The following is an 11,643-nucleotide window of genomic DNA, read 5'->3' as shown; positions in this document are numbered from 1 at the left end:
CGCGTGCGCCCTCCCCCCAGTCAACATCGCCACAACGAAGCTTCCTACAAACATATCTAAACAGCCCGTTTAAAAACCGCTTGCCGCCGCGTTTAGCATTTGGCCCAAAACCTGCTTATTGCACACCGTACAATAAAATCCGGTCTGAGCCGGGCCACCTCACTACTGCTGTGCAATACAGCTCGGGGAATGCTGATGTCCACACCACCGCTTCACTCTTCCAACCATGGCTTGGCGCGGTCGCTCAAGGAGCGGCATGTGATGTTGATTGCTATCGGCGGCATTATTGGGGCCGGTTTGTTTCTGGGGTCGGGCAAGGCAATTGCCACGGCGGGGCCGGCGTTGTTGCTGGCGTATGCGTTGTGTGGGGGGATGGTTTATTTGATTGCGCGGGCGCTGGGGGAGTTGTCGTTGTATCGGCCAGGTAGCGGGTCGTTTGCGACGTATGCGGAGGAGTTTTTGGGGCCGCGGGTGGCGTTTATTACGGGGTGGTCGTATTGGTTGATATGGATTCTGGTGGGGGTGCTGGAGGTTACGGGGATCGGCTTGTTGATGAAATATTGGTTCCCGGAGTTGGCGCAGTGGATTCCGGCGTTGGTCACCACGGTGATGTTGATGGTGATCAATTTGTTTGCGGTGAAGACGTTTGGCGAGGTGGAGTTCTGGCTGGCGTTGATCAAGGTGGTGACGATTGTCGGGCTGATTGCTGCAGGCTTGGCGATTCTGATATTCGGGCTCGATACGTCGTCGCAAACCACCCCTTCAATCACCAACCTGTGGCGGCACGGTGGGTTTTTCCCGAATGGCTGGAGTGGCTTTTGGTACGCGATACCGTTGGCGGCGTTTACCTTTGCCGGGGTCGAGGTGATTGGCTTGGTGGCTGCGGAAACGGCCAACCCGGAGCGCACATTGCCGCGAGCGATCAATAGCATCATCTGGCGGATGGCTATTTTTTATATCGGGTCGATCGCGGTGATCATGGCCCTTTATCCCTGGAACCAGATCGATACCTCGCAAAGCCCGTTTGTGAGGGTGTTCGACAGCATTGGCCTGGGGATTGCGGCCGGGCTGATCAACTTTGTGGTGATCAGTGCGCTGGCGTCGTCGTGCAATACCGGGTTGTTTGCCACCAGCCGGATGTTGTTTGCGCTGTCGCATATTCAGCAGGCACCCCGTCAATTGCAGGTGTTAAGCCCGCGCCAGGTGCCGGCGCGTTGCTTGATGGTGTCGACCGCGATTTTGCTGGTGGGGGTCTTGCTGAACTATTTGATGCCGGAACGTATTTTCAACCTATTGATCACCGGCATTTTGGGCCTGTTGATTTGGGTGTGGGCGGTGATCATCACCACGCATATGGCGTATCGACGTAAGGTGCAGCGCGGTGAGTTGCCGCTGATGGCGTATCGCTTGCCGTGGGCTCGGGGCAGCAGCGTGTTGGTACTGTTGTTTTTGGCTGGGTTGACGGTGCTGGTGATTCGCGACCCGGAGACGCGCACGGCGTTTTATGTGGCGGCGGCCTGGTTTGCGCTGTTGCTGCTGGTGTATCCGAAGCGCAACGCATCCAAGGAGGCGAGCGATGTTCACAGCGCCTGATAGGTCCGCGGTGCAGCGCTGCATCACACGCTATACCCATGCCAACCCCAACAGCGCCCGGCAACTGGACGTGGCCGCGCGGGTAATGCCGGGTGGCAATACGCGCTCAGTGCTGTTTTATGAGCCGTTTCCGTTGGTGATGTCGGGCGGGACGGGCTGTTTTCTGGATGACCTGGACGGGCATCGTTATGTCGACTTTCTCGCCGAATACACCGCAGCGCTGTATGGGCACTCCCACCCGGTGATCACCCAGGCACTGACGACGGCGATGGCAAACGGGCTGAACCTCAGCGCCCCTACGCAACTGGAAGCGCGGTTGGCAGCGTTGATCGTGGAGCGCTTTGGTTGTATCGAACAGGTGCGCTTTACCAATTCCGGTACCGAGGCGAATCTGCTCGCGCTGGCGGCGGCACGGGCCTACACCGGGCGCGATGGCGTCATCGCGTTTAACGGCGGTTATCACGGCGGCGTGCTGAGTTTTGCCGGGCCAGGCACGCCGATGAATGTGCCCCACCGCGTGTACCTGGCGGATTACAACGATCTACGCAGTGTCGAGCGTTTGCTGTTTGAGCACCCTGGCGAGTGTGCGGCGATCCTCGTGGAACCGATGTTGGGCGCTGGTGGCTGTATCTGCGCCGCGCCGGGCTTTCTCGAGGGTTTGCGCGCGTTGAGCCGTGCGCATGGGGTACTGCTGGTGTTCGATGAGGTGATGACTTCACGCCTTGGCCCAGGCGGTTTACAGGAAAAACTCGGCATAACGCCTGACCTGATGACCCTGGGCAAATACCTCGGCGGTGGGATGCCCTGTGGAATGCTGGGTGGCCGACGAGACATCATGGCGCAGTTCGATCCGCGCCATGGCAGCCTCTCTCACGCAGGCACCTTTAACAACAACGTACTGACCATGGCGGCGGGTATCGCTGGATTGGAGCAGGTGTATACCCGTGAGCAAGCCCTTGCGTTGAATGCAAGGGGCGACCGGTTGCGCGAGCAACTGAACGAGGTGCTCGCCTGCATGCCGATGCAGTTTACCGGGCAGGGTTCAGTGATGAACCTGCATCCCACAGGCTTGCCGATTCTTCGGCCCACGGATATCCCAACGGACCGAAACCGCCTACGGGACCTGTTCTTTTTTCACCTGCTTGAATGTGGGATCTACAGTGCACGGCGCGGGCTGTTTGCGTTGAGCCTGCCGCTGACCGAGCACGAAATGAATCGGCTGGTTAACGCTACACAGGCATTTGTAGAACGCTATGGAGGCATGTTGACCTGAGACTGACGCCGCGCCTGGAAGAGCGACAGCGAATCGACGACCGGCTATCCTTTCGCCGTCGCTCAACCGGAACAACGTCCATGACCAGCAAAACCGCAAACCCACGAGGCAGGCGTAAAAAAACCGTTGGCGAAGACCCGCAAAACCAACTGAATAAAGACACGATTATCGCCGCCGCATTGGCATTGATCGACCGCGAAGGCCTGGAAAAATGCAGCCTGCGCAACTTGGCAAATAGCCTGGGCGTGTACCCCACGGCCATTTACTGGTACGTCTCGTCACGTGAATTGCTGTTGAGCGAAGTGTTGGCCAAAGTCCTCGAACAGGTGGCACCGCAGCCTCAGGAGCGCTGGCAGGACTACCTTCGCGCCACTCTGGTTAATTGCCATAACGCTGTGCACCAGCACCCGAATGTGGCGCCGTTACTCGGTGCGCAACTGGTCTCCAACACCCGCACCGACTTCAAGTTGGTGGAAGGCGTATTGGCAGCGTTGCAGCAAGCGGGTTTCAGCGGGCCTTCATTGGCTGGCGCCTACAACACATTTATCGCCGCCCTTGCCGGTTTCACCACCTTGGAGTTCGCCCCGCTGCCGGAGAACACCGAGGCGTGGCAGCAGCAAGTACAGGAAAGCCTGCAGGCCGTTGACGCCGAGCAGCACCCGACCCTTGCGCAGAACATGGACCAGCTCAGCAACCGAGGTTTCAGCCTGCGCTGGCAAAATGGTGTGCACGCGCCGCTGCATGAGAGCTTTGCGTTTTATGTCGACACCTTCCTCTGCGGCCTGGAAACCCTGGCATCGCGTCGCTGAAAAATCGCACAACATAATCAGAAAGCCCATCAATTGTACGTCGTACAATTTATCGCTACAGTCCGTCACGCATGAATACCCCATGACCCTAAAAACAAAAACGTCAGAGGTCTTTAATCGTGGCGACTGCATTCAACGAAGTGGTCCAGGGCCAACGGCTTTGGCAGCCCTCCCCTGAACATATCCAAACTACCCGCCTCACGCATTACCTGGCTTGGCTCAAACGCGAGCGCGGGCTGAGTTTTGTCGACTACCACGGGCTATGGCAGTGGTCGGTCGATGATCTGGACGCTTTCTGGCAATCGATCTGGGACCACTTCAAGGTGCAGACCAGTAGCCCCTACCACGCGGTGCTGGGTGATCGTAGGATGCCGGGTACTGAGTGGTTTCCCGGCGCGCAGCTGAATTTTGCCGAACACATTTTGCGCAACGAACGGCAAGGCGATGCGCTGCTCTACCTGAGCGAATCCGCTGCGTTGCAGGGCTTGCCATGGGTCGAGTTCTGCGACCAGGTACGCACGCTCGCCAGCTATCTGCGAGAGCTCGGCGTAGTGCCCGGTGATCGCGTGGTGGCTTACCTGCCAAACATTCCCGAGGCGATGATTGCACTATGTGCCTGCGCAGCCATCGGTGCGATCTGGGCCAGTTGCTCGCCGGATTTCGGCAGCGAGGGTGTGCTGGATCGGGTGCGGCAATTAGCGCCGAAAGTGCTGTTGGCGGTGGACGGTTACCGGTATGGCGGCAAGGTGTTTGACCGGCGCGAACAGGTCCGGCAGATCGTCGGCGAGTTGGGCAGTATCCAACAGGTGATTGTGCTGCCGGCGCTGTTTGCTGATGAGCCATTGACGCTGCCTAACGCCATCGACTGGCACAGCTTGCGCCTGCGCCCCAGCGTGCCCGCCGCCGATTTCCAGTGCGAGCAAGTCCCTTTCGATCATCCGTTATGGGTACTGTTCTCGTCCGGCACCACGGGGGTGCCCAAAGCCATCGTTCACAGCCATGGCGGGGTTCTGCTGGAGCAGCTCAAAGCACTGCATCTGCACCTGGATTTTCGTGCGGGTGACACCGCCTTCATTTTCACCACCACCGGCTGGATGATGTGGAACACCTTGTTCAGTGCCTTGCTCTGCGGTGTACGCCCGGTGCTTTACGACGGCCATCCCACCTGGCCAGGCACCGATGCGCTGTGGCAAATCCTGCAAGACAGCCGCGCGAGTTTTTTCGGCACCAGCCCCACCTACATTGAACTGATGCAACGCGAGGGCGTGGTGCCCGGCGAGCGTTTTGACCTGCACGCACTGCGCACGGTAATGCCGGTGGGGTCGCCGGTTTCACCGCAGTGTAATGCATGGTTTTACCGCAACCTGAGCACGGCGGTGTGGGTCAACACGGGCAGCGGCGGTACGGATATCTGCACCGGTTTGGTCAGTGGCGTACCGACCTTGCCGGTGTATGCCGGCGAGATCCAGGCGCGCGCCCTGGGGGTGGATGCCCATGCGTTTGATGCGCACGGCCAACCGGTGATCGATCAAGTCGGCGAGCTGGTGGTGAGGTCGCCCATGCCGTCGATGCCGGTGTATTTCTGGAATGACCCCACGGGAGAGCGCTATCGCGACAGCTACTTTCAGCCGTGGCCGGGCGTGTGGCGCCATGGGGATTTCTTTTTGCTCAATGCTCGCGGCGGCTGCCAGGTGCTGGGGCGTTCCGATGCGACGCTGAACCGCTTTGGCGTGCGGATCGGCACGGCGGAGATTTACCGGGCGCTGGAGCACCTCGCAGAAATCGAGGATGCACTGATCGTTAACCTTGATTTGCCCGAGGGCGGTTTCTTTATGCCGCTGTTTGTACAGCTGCGTGCCGACGCGGTGTTGGATGAGCCTTTGCAGCAACGCGTGAACGACTGCCTGCGCCTGGCGTGCACACCTCGGCATGTGCCGGACTGCATCCTGGCTGTACCGCTGATTCCCACCACCCTCACCGGGAAAAAAATGGAAGTGCCGGTACGCCGGATCCTGATGGGACACGACCCGCAGAAAGTCGCCAACCCCAGCGCCATGCGTGACGCGCAGGCGCTTGAGTTCTTTATCGAATACGCCGCCCGGAGCCGCCAGCCATGAGGGGTAAAGCTTATATCGTGGGTGCCTATGAACACCCTACCCGCCACGCCACGGACCGCTCCCTGGCGCAGTTGCATGCCGATGTGGCACGCGGCGCCCTGGAGGATGCGGGGCTGAGCCTCAGTGATGTCGACGGCTATTTCTGCGCCAGCGATGTACCGGGCTGGGGAGCGCCAGGCGTAGGGCCGTTCTCCATGGTCGAGTACCTGGGTATCCAGCCACGGCACCTGGATACGACGGAAAGTTGGGGCTCGTCCTACATGCATCAAGTCGCCCAGGCTACACGCGCCATCGCCGATGGGCGCTGCCATGTCGCCTTGATCACCCAGGCCGGGCGCCCGCGTGCCGAGCGCCAACGTCCGCAAAGCAGCGCATTAGACCCAGCGTACAGCGCCTGTGAAGCACCGTTTGAAACGCCCTATGGCGCTGCCGTGGTCAACCGCTACGCGATGTGCGCCATGCGCCATCAGTACGAACACGGCACCACGGCCGAGCAATTGGCCTGGATAAAAGTCGCGGCATCGCACCATGCCCAGCACAACCCGCAGGCCATGTTGCGTAATGTGGTGACGGTGGAAGACGTACTGAGTTCACCCTTGGTCGCCGCCCCTTTGCGGCGCTTGGACTGCTGCGTGATCAGCGACGGCGGCGGCGCCCTGGTGCTGGCACATCCGGCCATTGCGCGCTCGCTCAAACGGCCGCTGATTACGCCTATCGGTTCGGGCTATGCGATTAACCATCTGAACGGCGGTTACTTCGACCTGCTGACCTCAGGTGGCGCGCAATCCGGCGCCGATGCATTTGGCGAGGCGCGCCTCACACCTGGCGATATTGACTACGCCTCGCTGTACGACAGCTTCACCATCACCGTATTGATCCAGCTGGAAAACCTCGGTTTTTGCGCCCCTGGCCAGGGCGGCGCCTTTGTCAGCGACGGCAAGTTGATCAGCGGTGTCGGCCCCTTGGCGGTAAACACTGACGGCGGCGGCCTGTGCAATAACCACCCCGGCCATCGCGGCGGCATGGCCAGGCTGATCGAGGCTGTGCGCCAGTTGCGCGGCGAAGCGCACCCGGCCGTTCAACGGCCCCATTGCGCACTGGCTCTGGCCCACGGCACCGGCGGCCTGCTGGGCTCACGCCACGGCAGCGCCACACTCATACTGGAGCGCCTTTGATATGCCACTGATCTCACCGCACATCACCGCGGAAAGTGCGCCCTTCTGGGCTGCCGCCAATCAAGACCAACTGTTGCTACGCCGTTGCCTGGACACCGGCAAGGCCTACTACTACCCCCGCGATCACAGCCCGTTCACCGGCAGCACCGCAACCGATTGGATCGTCGCCAGCGGTGGCGCCACCTTGTACAGCTTCAGCTATAGCGGGCGCGCAGACGACGTGCATTGCATTGCCTACGTGACGCTCGACGAAGGGCCAACGATGTTGTCGGTCATCCAGTGTGAGGCTGCGCACCGCTTGTGCATCGGGCAACGGCTCAAGGTGGCGTTTGCGCCCACGCCGAGCGGCCAAAAAGTCCCCGTGTTTGTTCCGTCGGTTTGATTGTCCTTTTTAAGTTGACGGTAAGACACATGCCAGCCGATTTATCACGTCCAACCCACCCATTAATCTGTGCCCATGTTGAACGCAACGCCAAACCAACCCAATCAAAAAAGGACTTCAACCATGAGCACGCCAACCCTCAGCCGCTTGAACAAAGACGACGCCATTGTTCTGCTGATCGACCACCAAACCGGCCTGATCTCGCTGGTGCAGGACTTCTCCCCCAACGAGTTCAAGAACAACGTGCTGGCCCTGGCGGACGTCGCCAAGTTCTTCAACTTGCCGACCATCCTCACCACCAGCTTCGAGCAAGGCCCAAACGGCCCGTTGGTGCCGGAGTTGAAGGAGATGTTCCCGCAGGCGCCGTACATCGCTCGCCCTGGTCAGATCAATGCGTGGGACAACGAGGATTTCGTCAAGGCGGTCAAGGCGACTGGGCGTAAGCAGATTGTCATTGCGGGTGTGGTGACGGATGTGTGTGTGACGTTCCCGACGTTGTCGGCGCTGGCGGAGGGGTTTGAGGTGTTTGTGGTGACGGATGCGTCGGGCACGTTTAATACGACGGTGCAGCAGGCGGCGTGGAGCCGGATGGTGCAAGCGGGGGCGCAGATGATGAATTGGTTTTCGGTGGCGTGTGAGTTGCAGGGTGACTGGCGCAACGATATCGAGGGGCTGGGGAATTTGTTGTCGCAGCGGATTCCTAACTATCGGAACTTGATGAACAGCTATTCGGTGCTGGCAGCGCGTCAGGGGTGAGGTTGAGCGGCTTTAACCTGTGGGAGCGGGCTTGCCCGCGATGGCGGTGAATCAGTCACTACATTCGGTGGCTGACATACCGTCATCGCGGGCAAGCCCGCTTCCACATTTGGGCTTTGCTGCGTTGCAATTGGGGTGGCTCAGTCGAGAATCAGGTGCGGTAGAAACCGGCTTGAGTCCTTGGTGATCAGGCTGTTGTCTTCGCGCACGCCGATGCCTGCGGCTTGGTCAGCGATGACCCAGGAGCCGATCAGTGTGTAGCTGTCGCCAAACCTCGGCAGCGGCGCAAATTCTTGAAGGATAAACGGCGCGTCCGTGTAGGGGCCGTCTTCTTTTACGATCAGGCCGTCGGCGGTTTGCAGTTCGATGTTGGCGCCTTCGCGGGAGAAGAACGGTTTGCGCACCCAGCCCTTTGGCACGGCTTTGCCGGGGTCGGGGTCCAGGTGGGAGGCAAGCAGGTTCGGGTGGCCTTTATTGAACTCCCACAGCAGCGGCAGGATGCCTTTGTTGGAGAGGATGGCTTTCCACGCGGGCTCGAAGAACTGGGTGTCGCTCTGGGCAATCGCGGCGCCGAAGGGTTCGTGGAAGATGAATTCCCAGGCGTGCAGTTTGAACAAGTGGGGAATCCAGCGATCCTCAAGGTCGACGAAGCGGCCTTCGCTGGTGAGGCCGATGTCTTCGATGTCGATGTGGCGGGATTCGATGCCGACTTTTTCGGCGACCAGGCGCAGGTAGTCGGTGGTGCCTTTGTCTTCGATCGAGTCTTTCATCGAGGCGAAGTAGAACGGCTGGTTGAGCTGCAATTGGGCGAAAGCTTGATGCAGCTTGGTGTCGATGCTGTTGAACTGGTCGGCGTGCTTGGGCAGCAGGCCGCGTTCGATGCATTGTTCCAGCCAGCCCCACTGAAACGCCGCCGCTTCGTAGAGGCTGGTGGGTGTGTCGTAGTTGAGCTCGAGCAGTTTGGCTGGGCCGCTGCCGTTGTAGGAGAAGTCCATGCGCCCGTACAGGTGCGGGTGGCCTTCGAGCCATGAGGTGCGGATCATGTCGAAGAACGGCGCGGGAATGCTCAGGCGTTCCAGCAATTCCTCGTTTTGCACCACGCGGGCCACGAGGTCCATGCACATGTCATGGATCTCGGTGGTCGGGTCTTCGAGGTCGCGCTCGATTTGCTGGAGCGTGAACTGGTAGTACGCGCTTTCGTCCCAGTAGGGTTCGCCGTCGATGGTGTGGAACAGGAAGCCGAGGCTGTCGGCGGTTTGTTTCCAGTCATGGCGTTCTGCGCAGTGGATCTTCTTCATGAACTGGCTTCCTTAACTGCTCGACCCGCCGCCGCCCCAGCCGCTACGGGCGCTGGCTTTGCTGCCGAAGCCGCCACGGGAGGTGGACGACGCGACGTTCACCGGCTTGCTGGAGGAGCGCAGCGTGTTGGAGTAGTTGCTGCTGCCGTATCGGGCCTGGTTGGAACGGCCAAAGGTCGCCCCGTTGGAGACACGCTGGTTGAGCGTCGAGTTGCCGTAATTGCCACGATCATCGCGGTAGCGGTACACCGGCTCGGAGCGGTAGCTGTTGCGATTGTTGCTGAGCATGTTGCCGATCAACAGGCCGGTCAGCAGGCTGCTGGTGGAGAAACCTGAGCCACCGCTGTTGGCTTGCGAACCGGCGACTTGGGCATTGGCCGCATCGACCTGGGATTGGGTCACCTGGCCTTCGGCGGTCAGTTCGAAACCGCCCAGCCTTGGGATGAACTTGCCGGAGGAGTCTTGCTGGCACCAGTCGGCGACAAAGTCGGCATCGCAATCGGTCTGGCTGTCGTACACCGGCGCGATGCGGCGGTGCTCGGCCATAGCGGTCATGTAGGCGTCGGAGCAGACGTCGACCGGCAGCTTTTCATCGGCGCACTGCTGTACCGACTGGAAGTTGTACTTCTTCTGCAAATCGTAGGTTTTTTCGGTCGGCCCGCAGCCGGATATCGCCATGGCGACCGACGCTGCCAGCGACAGCTGGACGTACTTGCTTCGTTTCATCGAGAGCTCCGTGCGCAATCAGTACTGGGTGGGCGTCATGCACGCGGCGTTCAGCATGCCGACGCTGATAGCCACGGCGGCCACGTAGATGCCGGCCGCGACTTCGCCGTTCTTGATGCGCTCGGACGTGCCTTTGAGCACCAGGCTGGTCAGCAGAAACGCCAGCAACTGGACGACGGCGGCGATCACCGACCAGACGACAAAATCCAGCAGGCTGATGGAGTAGGCAATCACATTGCTGGCCGGAATGGCGAAGCCAATGATCGCGCCGCCCAGGGCGACCGACGCCGAAACGTTGCCGGCGCGGATCAGTTCGAACTCCTTGTGCGGAGTGATGCGGGTGTAGATGAACTGGAACAGCGCGAACAGCACCGCAGCCCCCAGGATGTAGATGACAAAGCCGAGCACAGCGGCTTTGTTCAGGGAAATGGAGAGAGCTTCTAGCATGGATGGCTTCCTTTTTTAGAGCGCAGTCAGGTCGGTTGTGTACAGCGAAATGCCCAGCGACGTGCTCAGGCTGATGCCACCCTCGGCATCTTCTTCGACGGAAAACAGCAGGAACTCGCGGCGATCGGTCAGGCCGGTGTCACGGGCGTACAGCATCGAACGGTGCTCGACGTTATAGGCGTCTTCCGGGTTTATCACGCGCTCGCTCATCGCCACCAGTTCGGTCTGGCCGGCTTCGCTGCCCCAAACACGGGTGTATTCGACGCCGTTGTGGGTGTAAGTCGGTAGCCCGATCAGGCTTTGTGGGCCTGCCAGCCTGCGCAGTTCCGCTTCGCTGCTGAGGGTGACGTAGCTCAAGTAATTGAACAGGATCACCGACTCGACCTGCCCGGCGACTTCGCCGGTGGTGTGTACTTGCAGCCAGTAATCTTCGTCGTTCATGTAGTAGCGCGACAGCCAGGTCGATTGCCCGAGGTCAACGGTGCCGTTGGCCCAGACTTCCTGGGAGCCGGGGATCACCACCGAGGTTTTCCCATCGAGCAACAATTTCAGGGTGGTGTCGAACATCACGCCTTTGCCGGGCGCCAGGCCTAGCGGGCCGGTGGTCGGCAGCGGCGATATTGACTCGGCATTCGTTTGTGGGGCCTCAAGCCCCATCAACTGTTTAAACCATCCCATTGGAGAGTTCCTTGAGGTGGGTGGAAGCGATAGAGAAGGGAATAGATGAGAAACAATAAAAGCGGAAGATGACGCCCGAGCGCCACACAAGAAAATTCGACATGTCGCCCCTGACTCCCTGGGTACTTGATTCCTGACGCCATCGCCTCAGCGTCGGTAGGCGCAAGTGCGTTCACCCGGCATTAAACCTGCTGCGCGGTGTTGAGAGAAGTACCTTGGCAGCAATAAAGCCGGCGAGCGCACCAAACAGATGCCCTTCGAAGGAAATCCCCTGGCGCGGCACAAACCCCATGATCAACCCGCCATAAAACACCGCCACCACACCGGCGACTAACAGGTTGCTCCAGCTCCTGTGGAACCAGGCGCGCGACAAGAGGTAGGCCCATAGC

12 protein-coding genes are annotated in these 11,643 nt (G+C 60.1%); 7 read left to right on the top strand and 5 right to left on the bottom strand.

The genetic code is table 11. The annotated features are described in order from the left end of the window. Positions 1-261 precede the first annotated feature (261 nt). The 7 genes from GIW28_RS29745 (at position 262) to ycaC (ending at position 8,105) form a co-directional block, all read left to right on the top strand. A complete protein-coding gene (locus GIW28_RS29745) occupies positions 262-1,593 on the top strand; it encodes an amino acid permease (protein ID WP_236458940.1) in 1,332 nt (443 codons plus the stop codon). Then, positions 1,577-2,866: an aspartate aminotransferase family protein gene (locus tag GIW28_RS29740; RefSeq protein ID WP_236448060.1), complete on the top strand. Its 1,290-nt coding sequence runs from the start codon at positions 1,577-1,579 to the stop codon at positions 2,864-2,866. Before GIW28_RS29745 ends, GIW28_RS29740 begins: the two co-directional genes overlap by 17 nt. Positions 2,867-2,946: 80 nt before the next feature. Continuing rightward, a complete protein-coding gene (locus GIW28_RS29735; RefSeq protein ID WP_099547572.1) occupies positions 2,947-3,675 on the top strand; it encodes a TetR/AcrR family transcriptional regulator C-terminal domain-containing protein in 729 nt (242 codons plus the stop codon). Between the two features lie 119 nt (positions 3,676-3,794). Continuing rightward, the gene (locus tag GIW28_RS29730; protein ID WP_236458939.1) at positions 3,795-5,792 is read left to right on the top strand and encodes an acetoacetate--CoA ligase; all 1,998 of its coding nucleotides are present in this window, start codon (positions 3,795-3,797) and stop codon (positions 5,790-5,792) included. Continuing rightward, positions 5,789-6,967, top strand: coding sequence for a thiolase domain-containing protein (locus GIW28_RS29725; RefSeq protein WP_236446740.1), 1,179 nt, complete (start codon positions 5,789-5,791; stop codon positions 6,965-6,967). Before GIW28_RS29730 ends, GIW28_RS29725 begins: the two co-directional genes overlap by 4 nt. A 1-nt stretch (position 6,968) precedes the next feature. Beyond that, positions 6,969-7,349, top strand: a complete 381-nt coding sequence (locus GIW28_RS29720) for a Zn-ribbon domain-containing OB-fold protein (RefSeq protein WP_236446738.1) — start codon at positions 6,969-6,971, stop codon at positions 7,347-7,349. Positions 7,350-7,472: 123 nt separating this feature from the next. Further along, positions 7,473-8,105, top strand: coding sequence for an isochorismate family cysteine hydrolase YcaC (ycaC, locus tag GIW28_RS29715; protein ID WP_099547568.1), 633 nt, complete (start codon positions 7,473-7,475; stop codon positions 8,103-8,105). A gap of 140 nt (positions 8,106-8,245) precedes the next feature. On the opposite strand, the gene GIW28_RS29710 is transcribed toward ycaC, so the two are convergent. The 5 genes from GIW28_RS29710 to GIW28_RS29690 all read right to left on the bottom strand — a co-directional run. Continuing rightward, on the bottom strand, positions 8,246-9,403 hold the full coding sequence (locus GIW28_RS29710) for a glutathionylspermidine synthase family protein (RefSeq protein ID WP_170038040.1): 1,158 nt from the start codon (positions 9,401-9,403) through the stop codon (positions 8,246-8,248). Between the two features lie 12 nt (positions 9,404-9,415). Continuing rightward, the gene (locus GIW28_RS29705; RefSeq protein WP_017136014.1) at positions 9,416-10,129 is read right to left on the bottom strand and encodes a DUF1190 domain-containing protein; all 714 of its coding nucleotides are present in this window, start codon (positions 10,127-10,129) and stop codon (positions 9,416-9,418) included. Between the two features lie 18 nt (positions 10,130-10,147). Next, the gene (locus GIW28_RS29700) at positions 10,148-10,576 is read right to left on the bottom strand and encodes a DUF350 domain-containing protein (RefSeq protein WP_017136013.1); all 429 of its coding nucleotides are present in this window, start codon (positions 10,574-10,576) and stop codon (positions 10,148-10,150) included. A gap of 15 nt (positions 10,577-10,591) precedes the next feature. Further along, positions 10,592-11,254, bottom strand: coding sequence for a DUF2491 family protein (locus GIW28_RS29695; protein ID WP_099547566.1), 663 nt, complete (start codon positions 11,252-11,254; stop codon positions 10,592-10,594). Positions 11,255-11,426: 172 nt separating this feature from the next. Further along, the coding region (locus GIW28_RS29690) for a rhomboid family intramembrane serine protease (protein WP_236490471.1) at positions 11,427-11,643 on the bottom strand (217 nt) is incomplete at its 5' end.

It is taken from the genome of Pseudomonas sp. PA-5-4B, assembly GCF_021606215.1.
GTDB lineage: Bacteria > Pseudomonadota > Gammaproteobacteria > Pseudomonadales > Pseudomonadaceae > Aquipseudomonas > Aquipseudomonas edaphica.
This window is presented reverse-complemented; position numbering and strand designations above follow the sequence as displayed.